This is a genomic window from Acinetobacter sp. SFB (assembly GCF_001647545.1).
GTDB lineage: Bacteria > Pseudomonadota > Gammaproteobacteria > Pseudomonadales > Moraxellaceae > Acinetobacter.
In genome coordinates this window covers 346,381-373,052 of sequence record NZ_LSZH01000011.1, presented here as the reverse complement: position 1 = coordinate 373,052, position 26,672 = coordinate 346,381, and the positions used below count along the sequence as shown (strand labels likewise).

The following is a 26,672-nucleotide window of genomic DNA, read 5'->3' as shown; positions in this document are numbered from 1 at the left end:
AGCGAATAAAACAAACCTAGTCATTTCGGTGACTAGGTTTTTTTTGATACTTTTGTCAAATTAGGTTGATTGCACTAGGATTAAACGATTAAAAAGACACCTGAACAGATGACCACAAACAAATAGACATATTGGATTATGAAAAATAAATAGGATTCCTATGAACCACACCACACAGAGCGATCTTATTGGTATTGCTGATATCGCAGTAAAATTACCCAAATTTATGAGCAAAGTCCCTCATCTCTTGAGTGGTCTGAAACAAGCCTATTTACGCACACCCAACACCCCAGCGGGCTTAGGTATGGCCTTTGAAAAAGCGGTCAAGCGTAATCCTCAGGGTATAGCGCTATTATTTGAAGATCAAAAATTCAGTTATCAGCAACTGAATGAATGGGCCAACCAAATCGGGCATTTTTATCTCGCCCTTGGTGCCCGTAAAGGTGATGTTATTGCCGTTATGGTGGAAAACCGCCCTGAACTGGTGGCAACTGTAGTCGCTTTAGCGAAAATTGGTGTGACTTCAGCTTTGGTCAATACATCGCAAACCGGTAAGGCACTGATGCATAGCATTAATCTGGTCAAACCGATTGCGGTGATTGTCGGTGAAGAATGCCGTCAAGCTGTGGAAGAAGTTCGTCAAGATTTAGTGCTTCCAGAAGAGCGTTTTCACTGGTTTGCCGATCAAGCTACTCGAATGGATTCAGGTACAGCCCCGAAAGACTGGATCAATCTGGCAGATAAAATTGACAGCTTTCCAAAATTCAACACCCCCACCACGCACAGTGTTCAAGGTAAAGATGGCTTGTTTTACATCTATACCTCTGGTACGACCGGCTTACCCAAGGCGGTCATTTTCACCAATAGCCGCTGGACGTTGGCCTATGGCACCTATGGGCATGTGTTAAAACTGAATAAAGACGACGTTATGTACGTCACTTTGCCGCTCTATCATGCAACAGGTATCGTGGTCTGCTGGTGCGGCGTGATTGCCGGCAGTGCCACACTGGCATTAAGACGCAAATATTCCACCTCTGCTTTCTGGAAAGATGTACAAAAATTTGATGTCTCGGCGATTGGCTATGTCGGTGAATTGTGCCGTTATCTCATGGATGCCCCTGTTTCTGAACTTGAACACGGCCATCGTGTCAAAAAGATGATCGGCAATGGCATGCGCCCGAATATCTGGGATAAATTCAAGCAACGCTTTGGAGTGGAAGAAATTCTTGAACTCTATGCGTCAAGTGAAGGGAATGTCGGTTTCAGTAACGTGTTTAACTTTGACAACACGGTCGGCTTCTCCCCTACACCTTATGCCATTATTGAGTTTGACAAAGAAACCAATGCACCGGTAAAAGATGACAAAGGCCAGTGCAAGAAGGTTAAAAAAGGCGAAGTTGGTTTACTGATTGGTAAAATTACCCGTCGCTCGCCTTTTGATGGCTATACCGATCCGGAAAAAAATAAATCCGTGATTATGAAAAATGTGTTTAAACAGGGTGATGCATTCTTTAATACCGGCGATCTGGTACGCGATATTGGCTTCCGTCATGCTCAATTTATAGACCGCTTAGGTGATACTTTTCGCTGGAAAGGTGAAAATGTATCGACCAATGAAGTTGAAAATGTGGTCAGTGAATATGAAAAAATTGCTGAAGCGGTGGTTTACGGAGTAGAAATCCCCCATACCAATGGTCGTGCCGGTATGGCAGCAATTACGCTAGCAGATGGTGCAAAATTAACAGCTCAAGATTTAAAGCTAATGGCAAGCGAGTTTAAAAAATGCTTGCCTGCATATGCTGTTCCTGTGTTCTTGCGGGTTCAAGCGCAGGTAGAAACCACCGGTACATTTAAATATCAAAAGAACAAGTTAAAAGAGCAAGCTTTTGATCCCAATAAAACAGATGAACGCTTGTTGGTTTTACTGCCAAATGCCACGGAATATTGTGATTTAACAGTAGAAATATTTAACAATATCCAAGCTTATCAATACCGCTTCTAACTCAAAACGTCTGTTTTTTGAGTAGATAAAGCAAATTTGTTGCATTTATAATCAAACATCAACAAGTTTGCTAATTTTTACTTGCGCTCATTTCATAACTTGCTACAATACGCCCATCAAAACGAAGTGGTGTTTAGAAAATACTATATTTTCTTGCACTGTACATCCAAGCACTGCTTGAATGTTGGTTTCGGGCCGTTAGCTCAGTTGGTAGAGCAGTGGACTTTTAATCCATTGGTCCCGCGTTCGAGTCGCGGACGGCCCACCACTTATTTTTTTGATTATCTTGGGCCGTTAGCTCAGTTGGTAGAGCAGTGGACTTTTAATCCATTGGTCCCGCGTTCGAGTCGCGGACGGCCCACCAAGATTCTAAAGAGCTTCTCTACAGGGAAGCTTTTTTACTTCTCAGATATTTTCTCTGAAAATATGGGCCGTTAGCTCAGTTGGTAGAGCAGTGGACTTTTAATCCATTGGTCCCGCGTTCGAGTCGCGGACGGCCCACCATATCTTTCTTAAGGCTTCTTTCTGTACTACAATAGAAATGAAACCTGCAAATATTCCGACCAAGACAAACCATACCCCTTCGGTAGATTCGCCATTCTCGAAATTTTGCTTCATCTTGTAATTCGTTTAAAACAGTGTTTTTAAATGTGTTCAGGGTTGTTAGCTCAGTTGGTAGAGCAGTAGACTCTTAATCTATTGGTCGAGGGTTCGAGCCCCTCACAACCCACCAAATTTAATTTTTATTATTTTAATAAATTTCAATTTTATTGAATAAAAAATACTCCACATTTGGAGTATTTTTTTTGCTTAAATTTTAGGATTCGCGAGTTTTCATGGGTGTAGTTTCTTTGACTAAACAATAAGCCTGCTGTGGAAATGGATTACCCTCAGCAAAATACTGCTCGTTGAGTGGCGATGCATGTGCAATTTTATCCAGATCCATGACCAGGTTTTGGTCTTGATCGATATTATAAAAAAAGTCTACCCCACTCAATCGATGCACGATCACTTGATGATGGGTGGAATCATAAGACCAGTAATTTTGACGTTGATAACGGTTCGAAGTAAAGGTGATTTTACCTAAATGAATAATACTGCGATATGCCGTACCGTCTGCCAATAGATTAATAACTAAATCTGCACTCCCCTGTTCGCATTTTACAATAGGATCAGTACAGCTAATTGCAATCTGGTAGCGCCCTACATAAGGTTTGGCATTGTCTGGAATTTTTCTCTGAGGATCGGTGGTTGTATCTGCTACAGGTACAGGAATCTTTCCGGCAACCTCGGTCAGTTTATTGCCTTGAGTATCTAAAGTAGACGAGTGGGCTGTCTGATTTTCTCGTTCTATCTGTTCAGCCACAGGCTCTTCGAATGGCTGATTGCAGCCAACCAGACCCGATAAAACTGCCACCAGTATATATTTACGCTGATCTACTTTTAGAAACATTGACTTAGCCCTAAATGTTAGATTTCTTTAGTTGTAGATTCAATTATTTATTGGATAAGTAATCTGTTGGAATCTCATTCTCTTGTAAAACACCTCCGATAGTAGATTGATTTTTATTGAAAAAAATCAACTTTTTCAGAATAAATATATTTTATGTCGCATTGCAGAGATAAGGCATAGCCGGTTACATAACTTAACTATTTTCTATTCAACCAGACTTTAAAAAGTTTTTTACATCACCATTTCTTAATTATGGGTGAGTTGTTTTAACATCATACCTTTTTCTAATTTTAAGGAGATCTAGATGGCCAATGTTGGTTTATATCGCTCTAACCGACAAAACATGATTGCAGGTGTAATGGGTGGTATTGCTGAACGATTTGGTTGGAATGCAACTTTACTGCGCATTATATTTGTAGTTGTTTCCCTCATGAGCGCGGCATTTCCAGGGATTTTAGTCTATTTGGTGTTATGGCTCATTATGCCTAAGAAGCAGTTTCAAATAGATTCTGGATCAGGCTATCAGAATCCGGTTCGTACGGTAAATCAGGACTCAAATCCATACCGTTAATGTTTTAACTTTTGATATTTTACGGTTTTATGCTACGACTTGTACCCCAATAGGTCGTAGCTTTTTTTTGCCTATTTTTAGAGGTTAGCCGCCTGATTCAGCTGTTGATTTAATGCAGCAATCATATCGGCACGGCTAATGATGCCGACCATTTTTTGATGTTCAACCACAGGAATATAATTAAAAGAACGTTCTACAAAATAAGGCACCAGATTCTGGATCGGTTGCTCAGGTTTTACAGTAACCACTTGACGCACCATAATATGTTTCACCTGACGTTCCCATGTGGTTCTCAAGTCTGTCGCTCGTTTAAACCATTCCACCACTTCATATAAAGCCAGGGTGCCGACCAATTTATGCTGAGCATCGATTACAGGCAAGCTCATTAAATTCATGTGCTTAAATTTATCCAAAGCGGAATGGATATCATCGTTTTCATTCAAGCTAATGACATCTCTGGTCATAATGTCCTGACACTTAAAATGACTCACGCCTCGTGCATTGGCTTTTTCTTGCGCTGCTAAAATAATTTTTTGTAAGTCATATTCACTAATATCCAACAGCTCGGTTTGCTGATCCAGCGTGTCCTGAATATCTTGCGGTTGAATGGTAACTTTTTGAGTGGGTGTGGGATCTTTAGAACGCTGATTGATTTGTGCCATTTGCGGATATTGTTTGCCGAGCAAGCGGTTAAATACAATCGCAATTACCAGCAACAATAGGGAATTCAATAAAACCGGATAGAAAATAAAGTTGTATCCAAGCTGCTGTACCGCTTCTCCACCCAATACTGCTGTAATGGCCACTGCGCCACTGGGTGGATGCAAGGAATCTGTGGTCATCATTAAGATAATCGAGAGACCGACCGCAACACTAAAGGCTTCCGTTAAGTTAGGAATATACATTGCACAGGTCACGCCAATGATGCCTGCAAGACTGTTACCAACCACCATATTCCATGGCTGAGCCAATGGACTGGCCGGTACGGCAAACAGCAGTACAGATGATGCACCCATTGGCGCGATGTACCAGGCATTGATATCGCCCAACACCCACCAACTGATCAGTGATGAAAGTGCAAGTCCTATCAAGGCACCTATGCCACAGAGTAAACGATCTTTTAGCGGCAGGATTTTAAAATTGGGTTTTAGGGTATTGAGCCATTCAAGTTGTGGATGAAACACGGCACGCCTTTTGTGGTTTTTAAGTGGAAGTCGCAAATTATAGAATGATGCTGCATAAAGATGTATTTATTTTGCATCTTTTCATTGTTTACGGAATGAAATTAAAAATAATTTAACTCATAATATACTGATATTAAAAAATATAATATCTGCAGAGCAGGTAATGCTTGCCAGAAAATTAATGGATTAAGCCACAATTTAATCTCTGCTAATACCGCTCACTATCACCTTGATGGGTAATGATGGGTTCAATCGTTATCAGCTCAATCTCACCATAAAATGTCGAAAATGCGACTTCACCGGCATCCATTCCAGTGCCAATTCGAATTAAATTTTCTACAGGGGCCAAACGGGTCGGATCAAATAACACCCAACCGCCTTCTAAATAGGCTTCAAAAATGGCATGAAAATCTGGCAGGAATTTTTCAATCTCGACATAGCCGACCACCATCCTTGCCGGAATCCCTAAAGCACGACACAAGGCGATGCCCAAATGGGCAAAATCACGACATACCCCTGCCCGCTGGATGAGCACATCGGTTGCTGTGGTAAACTGGTCAGAGCTGCCCGAAACATAAAAAATATGGTTATAAATCCATTGTTCAATGGCTTTAACCCGACTATAGCCCGGCTTCACCCAGCCAAAGGATCGGTTCGCCATTTCGACCAATAAATCCGAATTACAATAGCGACTGGCCAATAAATAAGGCAGTACTTCGTCGGGTAAATCAGAAACTGTCACTTCATTCAGGTTTTGCTGAAGATCCGCATCCATTACAGGATGGCGTTCAACGGTCGCGTTATAATTTATTTCAAAAGCATCACAGGGTTCTATATGCAAACGAATATGACGGTTTTGCTGACTTGAATCTTGAAATTCACGCCATGCGATGGGCGGATTAAATGTGAGTTGTTCTTCAATAATGCTTTGATCAGAATGATGTGCCACCTGAATCTGAAAAACAAATTCTGTGGTTTGAACAATCTTGTATTTTAAATGGCATTGGATGGTACAAGTTGTCATGAACGTCCTTATTTTTAAGCATTATTTTATACTAGGAAGATTAAACTAATTTCATGCCAGCAACCGTATAAGATCAGTTTATCTTTATCATAATTGCATTTAGATAAAGCTATCCATCTGATTTGTTCTTGGTTTTTAGGCCAGTGTAAATTGGTCGTTAAACACAAATTTGCAGGATACAAATAGATGAGCAGTCTCTTTTGAGGAGACTTTGATTTTTCTCAAAAAAGTATCCACGCATTAACCCTTTGCCACTCCTCGACAAAATCCTTATAATTGAGCACAATTTTTCTCTAATTTTAAGTGGATGACCATGAGTCGCGCCATATCGCATATTGATACCTTCCAAGGCTTAATTCTTGCCTTACAAACTTACTGGGCTGAACAAGGTTGCGTGATTTTACAACCTTACGATATGGAAATGGGCGCAGGCACATTCCACACTGCAACCTTCCTTCGTGCGCTTGGGCCTGAAACCTGGAACGCGGCATACGTTCAACCGTCACGTCGTCCGAAAGATGGTCGTTATGGCGAAAACCCAAACCGTTTGCAACATTACTACCAATTCCAAGTGGTGCTGAAACCAAACCCGGACAACATCCAGCAGCTATATCTTGATTCATTAAAAGCGATTGGTATTGATCCCCTGGTTCACGATATTCGTTTCGTGGAAGACAACTGGGAATCTCCAACATTAGGCGCTTGGGGCTTAGGTTGGGAAGTTTGGCTCAACGGTATGGAAGTAACTCAGTTTACGTACTTCCAGCAAGTCGGCGGCGTTGAATGTTACCCGGTAACTGGCGAAATCACTTACGGTCTTGAACGTTTGGCGATGTACCTGCAAGGTGTAGACTCGGTTTACGATTTGGTTTGGACTAAAGGTCAATTCGGTACGGTGACCTATGGCGATGTGTTCCATCAAAATGAAGTGGAACAATCGACCTATAACTTCGAATATGCCAACGTTGAAAAAATGTTTGAACTATTCGACTTTTACGAAGCTGAAGCGACACGTTTAATTGCAGCGGAATTGCCACTGCCTGCTTATGAACAAGTGATCAAAGCATCACACAGCTTTAACCTGCTTGATGCACGTGGCGCGATTTCGGTGACTGAACGCCAGCGTTATATTTTACGTGTTCGTACACTGGCGCGTTCGATCGCAACCAGTTATGTGGCTGCACGTGCGAAGCTTGGCTTCCCGATGGCAGAACCTGAACTACGTGATGAAGTCCTTGCACAGCTAAAAGCACAAGTTGAAGCAGAAGCGGCGCAAGCAGAAAAAGCAGCGGAGAAGAAATAATGTCTAAACATACCGTATTATTCGAATTGGGCTGTGAAGAACTTCCGCCAAAAAGCTTAAAAAAATTACGTGACGCGCTACAGGCTGAAACGGTTAAAGGTCTAAAAGATGCTGGTCTGGCTTTCAATGCAATCGAAGCTTATGCAGCACCTCGCCGTTTGGCTTTAAAAATTGTCAATGTTGAAGGCGCTCAAGCCGATACGCAAAAACGTTTTGACGGCCCTGCTGTTCAAGCGGCTTATGATAGCGACGGTAAACCAACTCGTGCGCTTGAAGGCTTTATGCGTGGTCAAGGCATTACAGCCGATCAAGTATCAACTTTTAAAGCCGGTAAAGTTGAAAAAGTCTGCTACTTGAAAGATGTTAAAGGTCAAAGCCTTGACGTGCTTTTACCGCAAATTTTACAAAATGCTTTAGACAACCTGCCAATTGCAAAACGTATGCGTTCTGCGGCTAGCCGTACTGAATTTGTGCGTCCAGTAAAATGGGTGGTGTTGCTTAAAGATAACGATGTCATTGATGCAACGATTCAAGATCACAAAGCGGGTAACGTGACGTTTGGTCACCGTTTCCATGCACCTGAAGCCATTACCCTTACGCATGCAGATGAATATCTTGCGAAGTTAAAAGCTGCTCACGTCGTTGCGAACTTTGAAGAGCGTCAAGCGATCATCGACCAACAAGTGAAAGCGCTTGCGGATGAAGTCAATGCTATTGCGATTGTACCAAGCGACCTGCGTGACGAAGTAACAGCATTGGTTGAATGGCCTGTTGCACTTCGTGCCAGCTTCGAAGAACGCTTCCTTGCTGTTCCGCAAGAAGCACTTATTACGACCATGCAGGACAACCAGAAATACTTCTGCTTGGTAAATGCTGACAACAAACTGCAACCCTACTTCATTACTGTGTCCAACATTGAGTCGAAAGACCCGACACAAATTATTGAAGGTAACGAGAAAGTCGTTCGTCCACGTTTGTCTGATGCGGAATTCTTCTTCTTACAAGATCAAAAACAACCGCTTGCATCGCGTAAAGAAAAATTGGCGAACATGGTATTTCAGGCACAACTGGGTACGCTTTGGGATAAATCGACACGTATTGCAAAATTGGCTGTTGCGCTTGCTCCTATTACAGGTGCAAACCCTGCCGATGCTGAAAAAGCTGCGCTTCTGGCAAAATGCGACTTAACCTCTGAATTGGTAGGTGAATTCCCAGAACTTCAAGGGATTGCGGGTACATATTACGCGCGTATTGAAGGCGAAAATGACGAAGTGGCTGAGTCTTTAGGTGAGCAGTATTTACCTAAATTTGCGGGTGACGTTTTACCGAAAACCAAAACAGGTACAACCATTGCCCTTGCCGATCGTTTAGATACGCTCACCGGTATTTTCGGGATCGGTCAGGCACCGACAGGTTCTAAAGACCCGTTTGCGCTACGTCGTTCTGCGATTGGTATTTTGCGTCTGGTGACTGAAAATAATTTAGACGTTTCAATTGAAGAATTGATTACGCTTGCACTCAATGCTTATGGCGATGTTGTGGCAGATCATGCCAAGACTCTGGCGGATGCTGTTGCATTCCTTGAAGGTCGTTACCGCGCCAAATACGAAGACCAAGGCGTTGCGGTTGATGTGATTCAAGCCGTTCAAGCCTTGTCACCAAAATCTCCACTTGATTTTGACAAGCGTGTAACTGCGGTCAATCACTTCCGTGACTTGCCTGAAGCTGCTGCACTTGCTGCTGCGAATAAACGTGTGGCTAACATTTTGGCAAAAGAAGCTGCGCCTACCGGTGATGTGGTTGAAGCGAACTTGGTAGAAGATGCTGAAAAGGCATTATTCGCTGAACTTGCTAAAATCACGCCTGTGGTTGAACCGTTATTTGCTGCCAAAGACTACACTGCTGCATTGTCTGCACTTGCTGCACTTCGTGCGCCAGTCGATGCATTCTTTGATGGCGTAATGGTCATGGCAGATGATGCTGACCTGAAAGCGAACCGTTTACGTATGCTTGCTCAGTTACGTGACTTGTTTACAAAAGTGGCTGATATTTCGGTGCTTCAGCACTAAGTCTTAAATAATTGTAATTTAAATAAAACCCCACTATAAATGAGTGGGGTTTTTTATTTGAGATAACTGATGGCAAAGCCACGTATTTTTGTAAGTTCTACTTATTATGATTTAAAACATATTCGTGCTTCATTAAGCCTATTTATTGACTCTCTTGGTTATGAATCCATACTATTCGAAAAAGGACAAATCGCCTTTGTCAGCGATGATCCTCTTGATATTTCTTGCTATCGAGAAGCTGAAACCGCAGATATTTTTGTTCTAATTATTGGTGGGCGTTACGGCTCAGAAACCAGTACAGAGAAAATTGATAGTGATAAAAGTCAATATACTCATTACAACAGTATCACACGTAAAGAATATGAAACAGCTAGTGAAAATCATATTCCAACATATATCCTAATTGAAAAAGGTGTTTATGCTGAATTTCAGACTTATAAACGCAATATAAAAAATACAGATATCGAATATGCTCATGTAGATAATATTAATATCTTTAGACTCATTGATGATATTCATAAAAAACCAAATAACAATCCAATTTTTTCATTTGAAAAATATAATGAAATTGAGGACTGGCTTAGAGATCAATGGGCAGGTTTATTTAAAGACTTTTTAGTTAAAAGAGGGAATATTAAAAAACTCGAATCGTTACAAAGCCAAATTAGACATTTAGAAACTCTTAATTTAACTCTTAAAAACTACTTAGAAGTATTGTTATATGCTGATAAAAATTTAGAAACACAAAATATTATTCAAAAAGAAAATGAAAAAATTTCTAAATCACAGCTAATTGAACAGATTCACAGTTTATTCATTGTAAGTTATTTATTTGATGGTAAGAGTTTAAGTAGCAATCAAATTGAGGAACTAATTTCTATATTAAAAATGTCCGAAAACCCTTTCGATTTTGTACATAGAATATCTAATCATTTACCAATATCTAGCAATTCGTATAGTAGTTCAATCACTCACTTAAATGACAAGAATATGGCTTTTTTGAATGATATTAATGAACTTAGAACAACCATTGGCTTACCTAAGTGGGAATACATATAAAAGTTAGGCTAATAAAATCTATAGGCATTTTACGTTCAATTTCATATACTCAACTTAACAACACTCAACAAGAAAGAATCATATGAAATTTAAAGCTATTATTTTGACTGGTCTTGCGGGTATTGCTCTTACAGCGTGTACATCTGCACCAAAAATCCCACAGCTTGAAACAGGTGTATTACAGGAAGTCCAAAACCTGGAAGTCTATCCAGACACGACTAACAACAAAGCCAAATTGACAAAATTTCCCGGGAAATGCGTGATTGAATTTACCGGTAACCTAAAAGCAGGCAAATCGATAGAACAATGGGCTTTTAAAGGCTTAACCCTGATTTCAGGTGGCTCAGCAACTTTTGCCAAAGATGGTACCAGTACAGCAAATAACTTTGACCTGAATGCACCAGAAGTGCAAAAAAACTTCCTTGCACTACGCCATCATTTTCATGAAGATGCTTTAGCACAATGTGACTAATATATTGCAGAATCATTGATTCAGCATAGATTCAGTGATTCTTCTTCCCTTTCCTCTTTAATATAAAACCATCCATTATTTTTAATTCCCAGTCAAATACCGTTTATCTAAATTCAGCCTAAAATTTTACATATCAATACTTTGTATCCAAGCTCATTCGTATTTTAAAAAAAATAATTAAAATTCAAAAACTAACAAATGACAGCTAAAAATTATGTTCACATATCCATCCAGATTGTTCATTCGATGTTATTAAAACGTTTGAATTTAATCTCAAGTAAATGATTTATCTATTCAATCCAATATGATGTTTGAGTCTAAAAACTCGATATCTATCGAGTTTTGGCATATTAGGATAAATCGCACCATGAAAAACAAGAAAATAAAATTGACTACAGCGATTCTTTTCACCTGTTCTTTCATTTTCGCAAACAATGCCGTGCAGGCAGCGAAAGATGCAAAAACAGAACTACATAGCCAAAAAGTCGATAAGGCTGCAGAAAAAGATAGCGATAAAACTCAAGCTGGTAAAAGTACTTTAGAAAATAGTAATCATTCGGCGAGTGAAGAACGCCAAACCAACAATGAGTCAGGTTCCCATCCCAGCAACATGGATATTAACGGCAGAACTCATGCAGAGTTGAATCATCTGGCTGGAAGACTGCATACAATCTCCTCCAATGAAATCTTGATTACTGATGAAGACTAGAATTCTATCTTTAAGCTCGGTTTAAAAAACTCATTTTTATGGGCTTTTTCTTTTACTGGGCATCAAGAATTTATTTTTAATGTTATGAATCTGTAGCCATTTCATCAAACTTCATATTTCTAGAAAAATTAGCCTATAGAATAAAATTAAATAGAGATGAAATGACTCGAAACGAGCATTAAAACAGGAATAAAACCCACAATGAAAAAGATGAAAGCTGTATTAATTACCAGCGCAATTTTGGCTTCAACTCCCCTTTTTGCTCAAACGACAACCCAAACTGCGACTCCAACACAGCGTCAGGCTGCGCCATATGGTGATAACCCAAATATCTTTCGAGTACTTACCCAAAAGGCGCAAACAACGGTGCAAAACACGGCTGAAAAAGTGGATCATGCAGCGCAAAAAGGTATCGCGAAAGTAAAACCTAAAGTTGAAAATGCCTGGGAAGGAACCAAAGATTTTGCCAGTGAAAAATCCGTGATTGCAATAGAGAAAACTCAAAATGCTGCGGTAAAAGTAAACAATAAACTCAATGAAAACAAAGATGGTCTTGTTGGCAGTCCAGAAAACCAGTCTACACCTATTGTTTCCCACCCTTTGAGTCAGTCATCGACTGGATCTGAGTCTGCACCCGTTCAACCCGTACCTTCGAATCGAACTCAGCCGGTACAAAACAATACAAGCACAAACTTATAAGAAATATGCCTTCTTCCTATGGGCAGAAGGCGAGATTGTAAGTCGATTAATTCACTTGTCGAATCGGCTGACCCGCTTTAAACGCTGCTACATTATCAAGCATCTGCTGCACAATCCGTTGTCGGGCATCAACACTGCCCCATGCACTATGTGGGGTAATAATCAGGTTTGGAATATCATCTGCCAATAACACATTGCCGTCTTTCGGTGGTTCAACGGTCAGAACGTCAGTTGCAGCCCCGGCAATTTTCCCTTGGCGTAAAGCATCTGCGAGTGCTTGTTCATGAACAATGCCACCACGCGCACAGTTAATTAAAAATGCCGTAGCTTTCATGGCATCGAAGGCTTGGGCATCTATCAAATCACGGGTATCCTCGGTTAAAGGACAATGCAGACTCAGGAAATCAACTTGCGGCAGTAGATCCGCAAAAGCAATACGACTGGCATCCGTTGGACGATTCGGTAGTGATCCGATCAACACCTTCATGCCAAATGCTTCAGCCCGTTTCGCAACAGCCCGTCCCAATTCACCATAACCAATAATCCCTAAACTCTTGCCTTCAAGTTCAATAATCGGGAAATCCAGCAAACAAAACTGGGAGGCTTTATTCCATTCACCCTGCTTCACCGCGCGGTCATATTTGAGTAATGAAGTGGCCAAAGCCAACATTAAAGCGAGCGTATGCTGTGCCACCGCAGACGTACCATAACCCTGACAATTACACACCACAACGTCCTGCTTACGCGCTTGAATCAGGTCAATATTGTTTGTGCCTGTGGCGGAAATTAAAATCAGTTTTAAATTTGGACATTGCTGAATTGTTGCTGCATCCACCAGCACTTTATTGCTGATAATGACATCTGCATGCTGCACACGTTCTAAAACTTGCGCTGGGCTGGTACCTGGAAATAGGCTTAACTCATCAAAAGCCGCTTTGAGTGCACTAAAATCCAAATCATTTTGATCGAGCGATTCATAATCTAAAAATACGGCTTTCATTATGCATTCCTTGGCTGATTTAGAGGGAGCTGAAATTACCTTGCCCTACATTAAAAGCCAGATGCGCATGCTTTTTCAACTAAACTCAGGCAGAAGATATGAAAAAACCCACTATTTAGTGGGTTTATTTATATGGACTTGAATCGACTTGCGAAATTCATAAAACACATAGATTGCCATGACAAAAACCACAAGCAATCCCCCACCCATAATGATATAAGTCGGATCTGGACTCTGGGCAAAAGCATAGGAAGGTAAGAATATAGAGATAATGGTTAAAAGCACAGCCGGTATAAAATCACGTTTCATCCTTAAGCACCCTGTCTTGTTTATTTGTTTATTGTTCAACATTTAGCAACTTTAACTTGCCTTATATTTTCTATCTTAGACCGATTAAAATATAAAGCAAGCGATCAAAAATCAGACCAAAGTCGGGTTGGTTTTAAACCATAACAGACTCTTCAATAATGTTTAGGACAGTTCCGGTTGAGTGACGAATTGAGCAGTTTCAGGCGTGTCTTCAATAAAATCATGACTGCCGTATTCATTATTACTTAAGTTTAAATGCTTATAACTGAGCAAATAAAAATCGCTATATTTCTTGATCACAAGGGGATGCATGCCGGTGGTTAATGGCTCTTGTTGCTTAAACAGCTTCATCACATGACGATCATTCATTGCCACCACATAGCGCTCATCATTTAAATTAATCTGTACCAGACCACTGCCCTTGGCAAAAATCGGAATCAGAAATTTATGGTTTAAGGCAATTGCACCAGCGGCATAGCTTTCAATTTTCTGGCTAATCACATTGAATACCAGACCATGACCGAAACAGTCCAGTAAATGACTGCGGTTTTCCTGGGGGAAATCCACCTGAATACCAAGTTTCACTAAATCGTGCTGACTGACTTGCTTGTTACGCAGCAATTCTCGCAGTAAATTCTGTTTCAACTTCGCATCAAAAAACTGGTTATCCAACTGCAAGTCATTGTTGATTAAAATCGAACCCAGAGCATTGCGATGTCGCGGCAATAAGTTTTCAATCACTTTACGATAATAGAACTTGCTGTTCTTTTTGACCTGACGGATTTTTTTATAAAAATAGGATTCATCAAACTCATGCACCAAGAAGTCATGCAGCAATTCTGAACTGGCCAGAACCGCAATAGCATCGTGCCCGGTAAAGGGTAAATTTAAGGTCTGAATTTGAGGCAGAATCTGCTCAAGTTTTAAATAGTGCGCGCGATCTTCGGGATAGTACGGATCATAAACCACAATGTATTCACGCTCTGCTGAAACATCCTCAGGCTGCACCTGCATATTGGCATTTAGTTCCTCATGGAAAAACATGTTATAGCGTGAGTCTTCAACATCTTCAGGATTGATTGAATACTGGGGTACCAATGCAATCACGCGTTTTAAGTCAAGCAAATTTGAATACTTGATTGCAGCATAACCGCCCATTGAACCGCCATAGCCAATGCGTTTTTCAAACGGCGCAATCAGTTCCTGAATTTCGGCAAACATCTGCCGCATTGAGCTTTCCGGAAACCACGATTTTTGCTTCGGCATAACCCCAATGACATTAAAGCCATGTTTATGCAAGGATTTTTCAGCATTAATCGACAAGCCTTTGGCACGGGTAATTAAATCGCCAAAAGAGAAAATCAGCTCCTCCGATGAACCTTTTAAAAATATGGCACGAATTTGTTCGTCTTCAAAAATAATGTGTTTTTCCATTTCCACACCGAAGCAAATCGGCCCTTGTTTTGTACAGTCAATAGAACAAATAGACAGCTTGCCTATTCACGAAAAGCGACTATGTTATTTTATAGATGCCAAGAATATTAAAAAGCGCAAAATATGACACAATCACTCCATCCAGCTGCTCAAAAAGGTTTCAGTTCTGCTGCAGAGCTGTATCAACAGGTGCGTCCCGATTATCCACAAGATATCGTCAGCTGGCTGCAAGATCAGCTGCAACTTTGCGCAAATTCACAGGTCATTGACCTCGGCTCTGGCACGGGCAAATTCTTGCCCTACTTGCAGCAGATTACTTCGCATATTATCGCGATTGAACCGGTTCAGGAAATGCTGGCACAACTGCAAAATGTATATCCAGAGATTCAAACCCTGCAAGCCTCCAGTGAGCATTTGCCTGTCACTGCAAATAGCATTGATGCGGTGATCTGTGCGCAATCCTTCCACTGGTTTGCAAATATGGAGACTTTACAGCAAATTCATCAAGCCTTGAAACCATCAGGACATTTGGCCCTGATCTGGAATCAACGCAATATCAGCGTAGACTGGGTCAAGGCACTGGCAAATCTGATTGAACCTTTGGAGGGTAACACACCTCGTTATCATAGTGAAAAGTGGAAAGATGTGTTTAAGCCGCAAGCGTTATTTCAGCTGGAAAATGTCCAGACTTTTAAGCTGCAGCATGTCGGTACAGTAGAAAACGTAGTGTCTAAACGCCTGCTTTCCACCAGTTTTATTGCTGCACTGCCAGAGCAAGAACAACAGCGACTAAAAGTCCTATTTGAACAGATTGTCTTCAGCTACACTGGTAAATATCCACACGATGAGATTAGTTTTCCTTATATAACCCATGCTTATGCTTTTAAAAAAAACTGATTAGCAATAAAGGAATCATCATGAAAAAATTTCAACTAAAACAATTGAGTCTGCTGATGTTATTGTGTTCAGGTGTATTCCTTGCTGCCTGTGACAACAGTAAAAATAATGCTTCTCAAAATGATAAAATTCAACCTGAAGATAAGGTCATGCATGAACTGATTACCGAACCAGTGAAAGTGTTTGAAAAAACTCCGGATGATCAACATGATATTGCCTTACTCATCGACTTTGACAGGCGCTTTACTCAAATGAGTGATGACATGGAAGACGAGCTGACGAAAATGCAGGAAAAGGGTTCACTCACCGATGAATTTGCACTTGACCGTAAACGTGACAATGTTCAGTCGGCATTGAACATGTTGAAAGAACTGGATTTAAAGACCCAGCAAGGCCGCTATATTCAAGGCTTAATGGCAGAATACTGGCAAAACCAAGCCAAACTGTATAATGAAGATAAAGATACCAAAGCAGATGCAATGCAAAAATCAGGCGATCGGGTCAAAGGTTTAGGCGAGTTTTTACATGCTCAGGAACAGCTTGAACATTGGCAATCGCAATATCCGGAAATGAGCAAAGCTGAAACAACAAAACAGGAAGCAGCTAAATCCGAAACCCCTCAATCTAACTACTAAATTTGGCTGCATAAAACAGGGATCATTTGATCCCTCCAGCTTTATTATTTAACTTATGGTCGCTGGTTATACTGCACTAAGCCATCGCAAATCGTATCCCATTCTGCCTTGAAGGCAGCAAAGATATGTTGCGTTGGCTTTTGCTGCAGTGGTGTATCCAGTGTACCAATCCTTAAACGGTACAGATCCGGTGTTTCAGTTTTAATACTGATAATCGGTGAGCCGCAATCCGCACAAAAACAACGCTGAGTCGTTGCTCTGGATTGGAACTTTTTCAGCAAATGCTCACCTTGCACAATTTTAAAATCTGCTTTTTTAATCGGAGCATTGGTGGCAAAAGCTGTGCCATTGGCTTTACGACATTTTTGACAATGACATTGCACAATGTCGCCAATTTCACCCTGAATTTCATAGCGTAAACCGCCACACAAACAGCTTCCGCGATATAGGTTTTGTTCAGACATAATAGCTGCATTTTTTATCATGATTGAACTTTTACCCTAGCATGCTTCAAATCACAATTCCAAATCTTACTTACTGTATTTTTGCAGCAAGGCAGGAGCAAGATAGCCATGTACTCCCTCAGCTGCAGCACGACCTGTGGCAAAACATGCAGTCAATAAATAACCGCCTGTCGGTGCATCCCAATCCAGCATCTCGCCACAACAAAACACATGCGGATTTGACTTTAACTGGAGTTGTTCAGACAACACTTCGCGTTTAATACCACCGGCACAGCTAATCGCTTCTTCGATCGGACGAAAGCCTTTTAAAGGAATAAGCAAATGCTTAATCTGTTGTGCTAAAGCTAATGAATCATTCCATAGATCTTTAGCCACCAGTTCACGCACCAGACTGGCTTTGGCATTGTCTAGACCTGCTTTACGCCAGACATTACTTAAAGACTGCTTTTTACTCGGTTGCAATTTTTGCGCGAGTTGCTCAACCGTCTGATCTGGAATTAAATCCAAAGACAGTTGCATGGCCCGACCATCTTTAAGCTGCTGACGTAGTGCACGACCCTGTTTATAGATCAAACCACTTTCCAAACCATAATGGCTAATCACGATATCGCCCATGGTTTTGGCTTGACCCTCCACCCATGCTTCAACCCGTTTTAAAGGCTGACCAAATACCGGTTGCATAAACTTGGACCACGCTCGCTCTACGCCGGCATTACTGGCTTGAAAGGCTTCGATTTCATCCTGAGATAACCATTGTTGCCACGCACCATCACTGCCAAGCCGTGACCATGACACCGCACCACAGGCCAGCACAATGGCATCAAACTGCTGGCTTGCAACCTGTTCCGTAATCAGGTTTTTAAACTGTAATGTGGAACCATCTAAATCCAGACACTGATGCCGATAATGAAAAATTACGCCACGTTCAACTAGGTGTTTTAGCCAGGCACGAAGTAAAGGCGCCGCTTTCATCTCAACCGGAAATACCCGACCAGATGAACCAATATAGGATTCAATGCCTAAGCCCTTCATCCATTGCTGAATCCATTGGGCATCCCACTGTTTTACCCAGGGCGCTAGCCATTCGGCTTGGTCATAACGCTGAATAAACTGTGCCACAGGCTCGGCATGGGAAATATTTAAACCAGTTTTTCCAGCCATTAAAAATTTACGTGCAGCTGAGGGTTTCTGCTCATAAACATGTACGTCATAATCGTACTGAGTTAACACCTCTGCAGCCATTAATCCCGCAGGACCTGCGCCAATAATTGCGACCCGCTTTTTCATAGCAAACCTATTCAGCATCTTTTGGAGCAGTGTCTGATGCAGTTTCGATCACCGCATTTTGACCTTGCAGCGGCATAAAATCATCAAAACGGGTGCTGTAGCTTTCCGGCTTGGTAATGATCAGTTGCTGACACAATTCACCACGCTGCAAATATTTAATTTCAAAATGGGTACGTGCAGAGCTCACCGGAATCACTTCTTTAACAAACGGTAATTTCCAGGTCTCTATCAACTGCTGCTGTGCTTCTGCGATATATTCAGCAATATTACTGGCCAAAGTCACCGTTCCACCGACCTGTAAACGTGACAGTAAAAATTCAAAAAACGGCATATTCAACCAGCGCTGTGCTGGGTTATGCGGTTCAGGATTGGGATATAAAATAAAAAATTGCTGTACTTGTGCCGGCAGTAAAGCATGCACGATCCATGGCATTGCATCGGCATGAATGGCCTGTAAATTAGTTTGACCTTCTAAGGCATGCTGTTTTTGCATGGCCACATATTTTTCACGGGTGCGTTCAATTGCAATCAATTTATGCTCAGGATGCTGACTCGAAAAAAGCAAGGCATGCTTACCTTTACCGGCACCAATTTCCACACAAATTGGCTCTAGGCTAATCATTTGAAAATCACGAGGCGCATGCATACGCTGTGCTTGAAATTGACGAATTGGCATAATCAGATCAAACTAACAAAAATCGGCTCAAGTCTAGCAAGAGCGGCTGAGTTTGACTAACTGAATCATCATTTTTATCCGGAGAATAAAATGCCTCGCACTTTTCCTTGCCCACGTTGTGGCAAACCTTCAACTTGGGAAGGCAATGAGTTCCGTCCTTTTTGTTCAGAACGCTGTAAAATGATTGATCTTGGCGCTTGGGCAAATGATGACTATAAATTGCCTACTCAAGATGCACCGCAAGCAGATGGCGGCCGTGGAGAAGATGAGTTTTAAACGTATTTTTTAGAATTATAAACAGTTTACAGGCTAGTAAATCAGGCTCAGCAATTTTAAGCAAAGGGGTTAGAATTCAGCTTTTTGTATTCTAAGCCTGAGACAATAATGCAAAAAACAAGAAGTATACCAAGCGCCATAATGCTCAGATCATGACGGGAAAAACCTAAACTTAGGCATAAAAATGCCATTAAGCTAAAAATAAATAATGCTGCCTTAGCAAACCCTAGTTTCATGAACTTTCTCTATCAATTTAAAGTAAATTTAAAATAATATGACTGAAAGCTCTTTTTTATTATTTTGTCTCAAATTGCTTTATATTTTTTCAATATACAATTAAAAAAAATTAGAAACTGACCAATATGTTTTACCATTGTTAAATTACTCTTATGAATTAGCAAAAATGATAACCAGTTAGTATTTTTTAAATTATAATAACATTATGAAAATACCAGTAAAAAATTTTCTAATAAATAAACACTTAAAATTGATATTTTTTAGTAATGAAACCTAATAACTATAAAAATTAATAACTATAAAAAAGGAGTTCCTCTCATGGGACTATGGTGTTTAAAAATTCTGTTTTTTTATTTCTCTTACTGGGTATTGTAAGTTTAAGTTTTGGAATTTATACCCATGATGTCATTATTATTTGGATCGGCATTCTGTTTATTTTTTCAGCTATTATTCTTGCTTTAGAATTGAAGCAGTTACATAGTGGTCCTTTTCGCAGAGACTGATGAAATTTATTCATCAATCTCTTACACAAAGGTATTAACCTGCTTTACTCGCCACAAAAGGGTTATGCTGTTTTTCAAAACCAATGCTACTGATTGGACCATGACCCGATATAAATTGAGTTTCATCGGGCAAACTAAAACATTCACGCTGAATTGAATCTAGCAACTGTTGATGGTTTCCGCGTGGAAAATCGGTACGCCCGATAGAGCCTTTAAACAGCACGTCACCGGTCCACAACAGACCATAATTCTTGTTATAGAACATCACGTGCCCCGGGGTATGACCTGGAGCGAAACGCACTTCAAATTCTTCATCACCCAGCTTTAACACTTCCCCGCCTTCAAGCCATTGGCTAACATCGACCTTTTCTGGAATTGGAAAACCGTAACGCGCTGATACTTCCTGAATCATATCCAGCCAGAAAGCATCCTCCTTATGCGGGCCAATCACCGGTACATTCCATAGTTTGGTTAAGGCACCGACTGCACCGGCATGATCCAGATGACCATGGGTCAACCATAAAGCTTTTACAGTCAAACCCAGTGCTTCAATTTCAGTGGTTAATTTTTCAGGTTCGCCACCCGCATCAATCAAAACTGCTTCTTTACTTTCTGAATCCCAAACAATTGAACAGTTTTGCTGAAATGCCGTGACAGGAACAATTTTGACTTGCAACATGATGGCGAAACCTCAATAAAATTAGTGGGCGAATGTTTGCGTTAATGCGTCAAGATTAGCTTGAAGCAAGGTGGCGAGCAATGCGATATGATCTGCACGGGCATTGAGTGCAGGAATATAGGCATAGTGTTCACCCCCTGCTGACTTAAAGGTTTCAGCATTTTCTACCGCCAGTTCCTCTAAAGTTTCGAGACAATCTGCAGAAAATGCCGGACTCATAATCTGTACTGATTTTATCCCTTGCTCTGCCCACTCTTGCAACAGCTGATCGGTATACGGTTTTATCCATTCCTGTTTGCCAAAACGTGACTGGAAACTTACTCCCCATTGCCCCTCCTGCAAATCCAAAGCCTGTGCCACAAGTTGACCGGTCATACGACAGCGGTCTGCATAGGGATCACCCTTATCGGCATAGGGCTGTGGAATACCGTGGAATGACATCAACAGTTTTTCTGCAACACCATGCTCAGCCTGATAGTCGCGTACACTCTGTGCCAAAGCCTGAATATATAAAGGATGCTGATAATAATCACGAATAATCGACAAGCCAGGTAGATTGCGCTGGGTGAGTATCCACTTTGCCACTGCGTCATAGAGGGGAGCAGTCGAGGTTGCCGAATATTGAGGAAATAGCGGAAGTAAAATAATGTGATCTTGTGGATTTAAGCTTAATTTTTGCAGCAATTCTTGAATACCCGGATTACCATAACTCATGGCAGGGACAATATTTAATTCAAACTGCGGATAGTGCTCAATTAATTGTTGTTGAACCGCATTAACCTGTTGAAAGACAATTTCACGCATCGGTGAATCTTGTCCCCATACCATTGCATAAGCCTGGGTCACCTGTTTAGGACGAAATGGTAAAATAAACAGTCTTAAAATGATTTGCCAAACCGGCTTTGGAATTTCAATGACCCGCTGATCAGATAAAAACTGCTTCAGAAAACGACGCACTGCCGGAACAGTAGGTTCGTCTGGCGTACCCAAATTGGCTAAAATAATAGTAACTTTCGCTTTAGGTGCAGAAAACATCAAACCTTTTTCCAACATATAGAATCTGCTTTACTTTAACAGTTTTCTGCACTTTCTCTATATGGATTAATATGGTGATTTAAATTGAAAAACACGATTATTATCCAGCAAATTGCTTTCTAACAGCTTTTGCCCTTTCGACGTTATTTGCCACAACATACGCTGACGGTCGTCACGTCCAGATTGCACAATCCAGTCATTTTGACGCATTTGCATTTTAATACTGTGCAAGGCACGAATATTAATTTGTGCACGTGCCACTGCATGTGTACGTGGCATTTCCACACGTGCATCTTCTAAGCCAGTATCATTTAAATACTCATTCATACATTTAGAAAAGTATTCTTCGGGTGTCGGATTGACAAACATGGTACCTAAAATATTCAGCAACTGTGCCCAGGTCAGTTTCTTCTGAATTTTCAGTTCTTTGAAATTGCCATCTTGATAGGCATGCATTCGATATTCAAAAGAAAATAATTCATGCATGGAAACTTTGGGTAAAGACAGGAAGGGATCGACTTCTCGTTTGCCCACTTCTGTTTCAAGTTGCTCAATTTTAGCTTTGAGTTGATCAATTTCATCATGCAAGGATTGCGTGTTCTGCGGTCGAACCCAACCTGAAACAGGGTAGCGTTCAATCATTTGCGGCATATTAAAACGTACCGCCATTTCCAAATCACGAAGGCTGCGGTAAATAAAAATTTGATCAGCTTCTTGTTGTAATAATTTACGAAATTCAAGAAATTTTTCGCGAAGTTCCGGTTTTTGATCATGCAAAGATAAATCCCGAGAAGCAGGATCTTCATGCATAAAGACCATAATCGGTTTTTGTTTGGTGACTGCATAAATATATTCGAGGTGCATATATCCCACACCTGATACAGATTGCTCGCCATATTGACTGCCCAAAAGAATCACCACATAGTCGCAGTCATCAATTTGACGACGTGCAAATGCCGTACTAAGAGGCGTCCGTTGTTCTAATCCCCAGGAAAAGAACCCCATTCCCACTAAAGTTTGAGATAAAACGATACGCTCTGGCTGCATTTCACTGCCAGACGTAGAAATAAAAACCTGATAACGCTTATCGAGCATTGGTTATCCTCTTCCAATTGCATATTACATCCTTCAACTGTAGCTATGCTTAGCAGTTGCGCTGTAATCGAAAACCCCAATTTAAAAATTTAATTTTTTACTATATTTCAAAAGACTAGCTGCGTTTCTTTGCTTATTCAACCTTAATATTGCGAATATCCCAAGTTAAATTCTCTTGAATCAGGTACTGCAACACAGTTTTTAAATTTTCTGCATTATTGCCACTGACATGACATTCGATTCTTACGCTGTCTTTTTGATCATGTTCAAATAATAACTCATTTTTAATCAAAATTCGGGCTGTTTGTCGCGCAACTGGTACACCAGAGTCAATTAATGTCAGTTTCTGACCAAAAATCGATTCAATCGCAGGTTTCAAGAAGGGATAATGGGTGCATCCCAAAACCAGATAATCTGCTCCCTGGTCGACCACCGGTTGTAATATTTCTTTTAAAGTGGCTAAACATTCCGTGCTCATCTGCGCCCCACTTTCGACAAAGGGCACTAATTCCAGACAGGTAACCGGAATGACATTCACATGGGCAGGCAAAGCAAAACGTTGCATCACATCTTGAATCAGTTTGCCCCGAAAAGTCGCTGGCGTTGCAAGAACCGCAATTGTTTTTGACTTGGTTTGTAATACAGCAGGTTTTAATGCCGGCACTAATCCGATAATCGGAAAGTCTTCACCATAATGATCGCGTAAATAATCCAGACTAAAGGCAGATGCGGTATTACATGCTACCACTGCCACTTTACAGCCTTGACGATATAACCATTCAATTGCATTTGCGGTCAGATCGCGAATATTTTGATCATCACGCGGTCCATAAGGCACGTTTGCAGTATCTGCATAATAGAGAATGCGTTCTTTGGGCAAATAATTTGCAATGTCCTGTGCTATAGACAAGCCACCTATTCCAGAGTCAAAAATCCCAATAGGAGCATCAGGTTGCGCCTTGGGCATTGGATTTGTTAAAGGATAAATAGGATGAATGGCTGTCATAGCTTCACTTTCAGCAGTTCAAAATTGGAGAGACCAAAGCTTAAACCTCAGGTGCCTAATTGCAAGTAAAAATCGCCACTTTGTAGGCTTAAAATGGTATCACCTTGAGCATTTTCAAGTAGCTGCCCCATTTCAATTAAATGAAAAAAAGCAGAACGTTGAATTAAGGCATTGATGCCAAAGCGAAAATGCACATAAGGACGTAATTCCCCTGAATATTCACGCATAAAAACGGGGTGTTCCTGATCTACAATCACAATATTCTGTGTGGTAGTCGTCAATTGAATATAGGTTTTATCCCCAATTTTAACCTGATCTACCTGATTGACGAATAAAGGCTCATCTTCCACTTCTATTTCAATTTGCTCTACCGGGGTTCTTAGATAGAACTTGCCGTCTTCTTTCCAAAGTACGGTTGAGAACAAGTCAATCATGGCTTGACGCTTGATCAAGTGACCTTCATGCCACCATTCTCCATTGGCTTTTACCTTTAAATCCATTGCACCACAATGCTTTGGATTAAATTGATCCAAAGGGGGGATTGACCTTTTTTGACCGGTCTGTGCATCTTTTAAGTATTGTGTAATATCCGTTAAATTTTTATTATCAGGAATAGTGACATTTTTCGTCTGATTTGGTGAGTTATTTTGATTAACCATACGGAATACCTCTGCTGACGGAAAAATAATATGATTCAGCCAATTGGCTAGATCACGGTTTAAAACTATACTAGCCCACAATATAAAAGACACGATAATGAAATTGTGTCTGGGCATCAAGAACACTCATGGCAGCACCGAGTGAAATCATTACGGTTGCCACCTTCAAATCATATGAGGAGTCCTACATGGAACACATCGAACGTGAATCGATGGAGTTTGACGTCGTTATCGTAGGCGCAGGCCCTGCGGGTCTTTCTGCAGCGATCAAAATCCGCCAACTTGCAATTGAAAACAATCTAAACGATCTGTCCGTTTGTGTCGTGGAAAAGGGCTCTGAAGTCGGTGCACATATTCTGTCGGGTGCAGTACTTGAACCGCGTGCCATGAATGAGTTGTTCCCGGACTGGAAAGAACAAGGCGCGCCGCTTAATGTGCCGGTAACAGAAGACAAAACATTCTTCCTGCTTTCAGATGAAAAATCACAGGAAGCACCGCACTGGATGGTGCCAAAAACCATGCACAATGATGGCAACTATGTCATCTCGCTTGGCAACGTGGTGCGCTGGTTAGGCACAAAAGCCGAAGAACTGGAAGTTTCCATTTTCCCGGGCTTTGCTGCTTCAGAAATCCTTTATCATGCAGATGGTACGGTAAAAGGTATCCAGACTGGTGACATGGGCATTGGCAAGGATGGCGAACCGACGCACAACTTTACCCCGGGTTATGAACTGCATGCCAAATACACCATTTTTGCTGAAGGCTGCCGGGGTCATTTAGGTAAACGCCTGATTGCACAATACAATCTGGATAAAGATGCTGATCCACAGCATTATGGCATCGGGATTAAAGAGCTTTGGGAAATTGATCCGGCAAAACACAAACCGGGTCTGGTGATGCACGGTGCAGGCTGGCCTCTTGCCGAGACCAGTTCTTCAGGCGGCTGGTGGCTGTACCATGCTGAAAACAACCAGGTGACCTTGGGCATGATCGTCGATCTGTCCTACACCAACCCGCACATGTATCCATTTATGGAAATGCAGCGCTGGAAAACCCATCCTTTAATCAAGCAGTATCTGGAAGGCGGTAAACGTATTTCTTATGGCGCGCGTGCCGTGACCAAAGGCGGTTTTAACTCGCTACCGAAATTCACTTTCCCTGGCGGCTCTTTGATTGGTGATGATGCCGGTTTCCTGAACTTTGCCAAGATCAAAGGCTCACATACCGCGATGAAATCCGGCATGCTCTGCGGTGAAGCGGTGTTTGAAGCGATTGCAGCTGGTGTGGAAAAAGGCGGTGATCTGGCGGTTGCGCGTGTGGTGGAAGGCGAAGATTTCTTCGTGAAAGAACTCACTGCTTATACCGATAAGTTCAACCACAGCTGGTTGAAAGAAGAGCTGTATAACTCGCGCAACTTTGGCCCGGCGATGCACAAGTTTGGTCAGTGGATGGGCGGTGCGTTTAACTTTATCGATCAGAACGTGTTTAAAGTTCCATTCACTTTGCATGATCTGGTTTTGGACTATGCGGTACTAAAAACCCAGGCAGCGGAAAGCTTTAAGCCGACCTATCCAAAACCGGATGGCAAGCTGACCTTTGACCGTCTGTCTTCGGTGTTTGTGTCTAACACCGTGCATGAAGAAAACCAGCCGGCACATTTGAAGCTGACCGATGCCTCGATTCCGGTGAATGTGAACCTGCCGAAATGGGATGAGCCTGCGCAGCGCTACTGCCCGGCCGGGGTCTATGAAATCATGGAAAATAATGACGGTTCCAAGCGTTTTCAGATCAATGCAGCCAACTGTGTGCACTGCAAGACCTGTGACATCAAGGATCCGTCCCAGAACATCACTTGGGTAACGCCGGAAGGCGGTGGTGGTCCGAACTATCCGAATATGTAAGATTTAATTAACTTGCATAAGCCTCTAAAATAAT

At 41.4% G+C, this 26,672-nt stretch carries 27 protein-coding genes and 4 tRNA genes; 16 read left to right on the top strand and 15 right to left on the bottom strand.

Annotation, left to right across the window (positions count from 1 at the left end; translation table 11 throughout):
* Positions 1-160 precede the first annotated feature (160 nt).
* The 5 genes from AY606_RS06270 to AY606_RS06250 all read left to right on the top strand — a co-directional run bounded on the left by AY606_RS06270 (position 161) and on the right by AY606_RS06250 (position 2,735).
* Positions 161-2,002, top strand: a complete 1,842-nt coding sequence (locus tag AY606_RS06270; protein ID WP_067866235.1) for a long-chain-acyl-CoA synthetase — start codon at positions 161-163, stop codon at positions 2,000-2,002.
* A gap of 192 nt (positions 2,003-2,194) precedes the next feature.
* Positions 2,195-2,270: transfer RNA gene (locus AY606_RS06265), tRNA-Lys, on the top strand.
* Positions 2,271-2,290: 20 nt separating this feature from the next.
* Positions 2,291-2,366, top strand: a tRNA-Lys gene (locus AY606_RS06260).
* Between the two features lie 64 nt (positions 2,367-2,430).
* A tRNA-Lys gene (locus AY606_RS06255) sits at positions 2,431-2,506 on the top strand.
* 153 nt (positions 2,507-2,659) lie between these two features.
* Positions 2,660-2,735, top strand: a tRNA-Lys gene (locus tag AY606_RS06250).
* Between the two features lie 84 nt (positions 2,736-2,819).
* Here AY606_RS06250 and AY606_RS06245 read toward each other — a convergent pair.
* Positions 2,820-3,455, bottom strand: a complete 636-nt coding sequence (locus AY606_RS06245) for a hypothetical protein (RefSeq protein WP_067866233.1) — start codon at positions 3,453-3,455, stop codon at positions 2,820-2,822.
* Positions 3,456-3,759: 304 nt separating this feature from the next.
* Between AY606_RS06245 and AY606_RS06240 the strand changes: the two genes are divergently transcribed.
* Positions 3,760-4,026, top strand: a complete 267-nt coding sequence (locus tag AY606_RS06240) for a PspC domain-containing protein (RefSeq protein ID WP_067866230.1) — start codon at positions 3,760-3,762, stop codon at positions 4,024-4,026.
* A gap of 77 nt (positions 4,027-4,103) precedes the next feature.
* On the opposite strand, the gene AY606_RS06235 is transcribed toward AY606_RS06240, so the two are convergent.
* The gene (locus AY606_RS06235) at positions 4,104-5,210 is read right to left on the bottom strand and encodes an HPP family protein (protein WP_067866227.1); all 1,107 of its coding nucleotides are present in this window, start codon (positions 5,208-5,210) and stop codon (positions 4,104-4,106) included.
* 208 nt (positions 5,211-5,418) lie between these two features.
* Complete coding sequence (locus AY606_RS06230; protein WP_067866225.1) at positions 5,419-6,234, bottom strand: transglutaminase-like domain-containing protein; 816 nt, start codon at positions 6,232-6,234, stop codon at positions 5,419-5,421.
* Between the two features lie 313 nt (positions 6,235-6,547).
* Here AY606_RS06230 and glyQ point away from each other — a divergent pair, with 313 nt between their 5' ends.
* The 6 genes from glyQ (at position 6,548) to AY606_RS06200 (ending at position 12,545) form a co-directional block, all read left to right on the top strand.
* On the top strand, positions 6,548-7,537 hold the full coding sequence (gene glyQ, locus AY606_RS06225) for a glycine--tRNA ligase subunit alpha (protein WP_067866626.1): 990 nt from the start codon (positions 6,548-6,550) through the stop codon (positions 7,535-7,537).
* On the top strand, positions 7,537-9,606 hold the full coding sequence (gene glyS / locus AY606_RS06220) for a glycine--tRNA ligase subunit beta (RefSeq protein WP_067866223.1): 2,070 nt from the start codon (positions 7,537-7,539) through the stop codon (positions 9,604-9,606). The genes glyQ and glyS overlap by 1 nt, the downstream gene beginning before the upstream one ends.
* 69 nt (positions 9,607-9,675) lie before the next feature.
* The gene (locus AY606_RS06215) at positions 9,676-10,665 is read left to right on the top strand and encodes a DUF4062 domain-containing protein (protein ID WP_067866222.1); all 990 of its coding nucleotides are present in this window, start codon (positions 9,676-9,678) and stop codon (positions 10,663-10,665) included.
* Positions 10,666-10,747: 82 nt separating this feature from the next.
* Complete coding sequence (locus tag AY606_RS06210; protein WP_067866220.1) at positions 10,748-11,137, top strand: hypothetical protein; 390 nt, start codon at positions 10,748-10,750, stop codon at positions 11,135-11,137.
* Between the two features lie 367 nt (positions 11,138-11,504).
* The gene (locus AY606_RS06205; RefSeq protein WP_067866218.1) at positions 11,505-11,846 is read left to right on the top strand and encodes a hypothetical protein; all 342 of its coding nucleotides are present in this window, start codon (positions 11,505-11,507) and stop codon (positions 11,844-11,846) included.
* Between the two features lie 201 nt (positions 11,847-12,047).
* Positions 12,048-12,545: a hypothetical protein gene (locus AY606_RS06200; protein WP_067866215.1), complete on the top strand. Its 498-nt coding sequence runs from the start codon at positions 12,048-12,050 to the stop codon at positions 12,543-12,545.
* 46 nt (positions 12,546-12,591) lie between these two features.
* Here AY606_RS06200 and AY606_RS06195 read toward each other — a convergent pair whose 3' ends face one another.
* The 3 genes from AY606_RS06195 to AY606_RS06185 all read right to left on the bottom strand — a co-directional run bounded on the left by AY606_RS06195 (position 12,592) and on the right by AY606_RS06185 (position 15,288).
* On the bottom strand, positions 12,592-13,545 hold the full coding sequence (locus AY606_RS06195) for a 2-hydroxyacid dehydrogenase (protein WP_067866213.1): 954 nt from the start codon (positions 13,543-13,545) through the stop codon (positions 12,592-12,594).
* 111 nt (positions 13,546-13,656) lie between these two features.
* On the bottom strand, positions 13,657-13,854 hold the full coding sequence (locus AY606_RS06190; protein ID WP_067866212.1) for a hypothetical protein: 198 nt from the start codon (positions 13,852-13,854) through the stop codon (positions 13,657-13,659).
* 162 nt (positions 13,855-14,016) lie between these two features.
* Positions 14,017-15,288 carry a hypothetical protein gene (locus tag AY606_RS06185; RefSeq protein ID WP_067866210.1) on the bottom strand — a complete coding sequence of 424 codons (1,272 nt, stop codon included), beginning with the start codon at positions 15,286-15,288 and terminating at the stop codon, positions 14,017-14,019.
* Between the two features lie 123 nt (positions 15,289-15,411).
* On the opposite strand from AY606_RS06185, the gene AY606_RS06180 reads away from it, so the two are divergent.
* Complete coding sequence (locus AY606_RS06180; RefSeq protein ID WP_067866208.1) at positions 15,412-16,185, top strand: class I SAM-dependent methyltransferase; 774 nt, start codon at positions 15,412-15,414, stop codon at positions 16,183-16,185.
* A gap of 20 nt (positions 16,186-16,205) precedes the next feature.
* On the top strand, positions 16,206-16,820 hold the full coding sequence (locus AY606_RS06175; protein WP_067866206.1) for a hypothetical protein: 615 nt from the start codon (positions 16,206-16,208) through the stop codon (positions 16,818-16,820).
* A gap of 53 nt (positions 16,821-16,873) precedes the next feature.
* Here AY606_RS06175 and AY606_RS06170 read toward each other — a convergent pair whose 3' ends face one another.
* The 3 genes from AY606_RS06170 to AY606_RS06160 form a co-directional block, all read right to left on the bottom strand.
* Positions 16,874-17,284, bottom strand: a complete 411-nt coding sequence (locus tag AY606_RS06170) for a GFA family protein (protein ID WP_067866623.1) — start codon at positions 17,282-17,284, stop codon at positions 16,874-16,876.
* A 66-nt stretch (positions 17,285-17,350) separates the two neighbouring features.
* Positions 17,351-18,571 (bottom strand): TIGR03862 family flavoprotein, encoded by a 1,221-nt coding sequence (locus AY606_RS06165; protein WP_067866205.1) that lies wholly within the window; start codon positions 18,569-18,571, stop codon positions 17,351-17,353.
* A 7-nt stretch (positions 18,572-18,578) separates the two neighbouring features.
* Positions 18,579-19,253 (bottom strand): class I SAM-dependent methyltransferase, encoded by a 675-nt coding sequence (locus AY606_RS06160; protein WP_171255371.1) that lies wholly within the window; start codon positions 19,251-19,253, stop codon positions 18,579-18,581.
* A gap of 84 nt (positions 19,254-19,337) precedes the next feature.
* Here AY606_RS06160 and AY606_RS06155 point away from each other — a divergent pair, with 84 nt between their 5' ends.
* Positions 19,338-19,523, top strand: coding sequence for a DNA gyrase inhibitor YacG (locus AY606_RS06155; protein WP_067866201.1), 186 nt, complete (start codon positions 19,338-19,340; stop codon positions 19,521-19,523).
* 56 nt (positions 19,524-19,579) lie between these two features.
* Here AY606_RS06155 and AY606_RS06150 read toward each other — a convergent pair whose 3' ends face one another.
* The 6 genes from AY606_RS06150 to AY606_RS06125 form a co-directional block, all read right to left on the bottom strand.
* Positions 19,580-19,759 (bottom strand): hypothetical protein, encoded by a 180-nt coding sequence (locus AY606_RS06150; protein ID WP_067866199.1) that lies wholly within the window; start codon positions 19,757-19,759, stop codon positions 19,580-19,582.
* Between the two features lie 538 nt (positions 19,760-20,297).
* Entirely contained in the window at positions 20,298-20,942 is a 645-nt protein-coding gene (locus AY606_RS06145) for an MBL fold metallo-hydrolase (protein ID WP_067866196.1), read from the bottom strand.
* 21 nt (positions 20,943-20,963) lie between these two features.
* On the bottom strand, positions 20,964-21,977 hold the full coding sequence (hemH, locus tag AY606_RS06140; RefSeq protein WP_067866621.1) for a ferrochelatase: 1,014 nt from the start codon (positions 21,975-21,977) through the stop codon (positions 20,964-20,966).
* A 66-nt stretch (positions 21,978-22,043) separates the two neighbouring features.
* A complete protein-coding gene (locus AY606_RS06135; protein ID WP_067866195.1) occupies positions 22,044-23,072 on the bottom strand; it encodes a DUF4062 domain-containing protein in 1,029 nt (342 codons plus the stop codon).
* 133 nt (positions 23,073-23,205) lie between these two features.
* Positions 23,206-24,078, bottom strand: coding sequence for a glutamate racemase (murI, locus tag AY606_RS06130; protein WP_067866193.1), 873 nt, complete (start codon positions 24,076-24,078; stop codon positions 23,206-23,208).
* 47 nt (positions 24,079-24,125) lie between these two features.
* Positions 24,126-24,737 (bottom strand): DUF1285 domain-containing protein, encoded by a 612-nt coding sequence (locus tag AY606_RS06125; RefSeq protein WP_067866619.1) that lies wholly within the window; start codon positions 24,735-24,737, stop codon positions 24,126-24,128.
* A gap of 188 nt (positions 24,738-24,925) precedes the next feature.
* Between AY606_RS06125 and AY606_RS06120 the strand changes: the two genes are divergently transcribed.
* A complete protein-coding gene (locus tag AY606_RS06120; RefSeq protein ID WP_067866617.1) occupies positions 24,926-26,638 on the top strand; it encodes an electron transfer flavoprotein-ubiquinone oxidoreductase in 1,713 nt (570 codons plus the stop codon).
* The last annotated feature ends 34 nt before the right edge of the window (positions 26,639-26,672 follow it).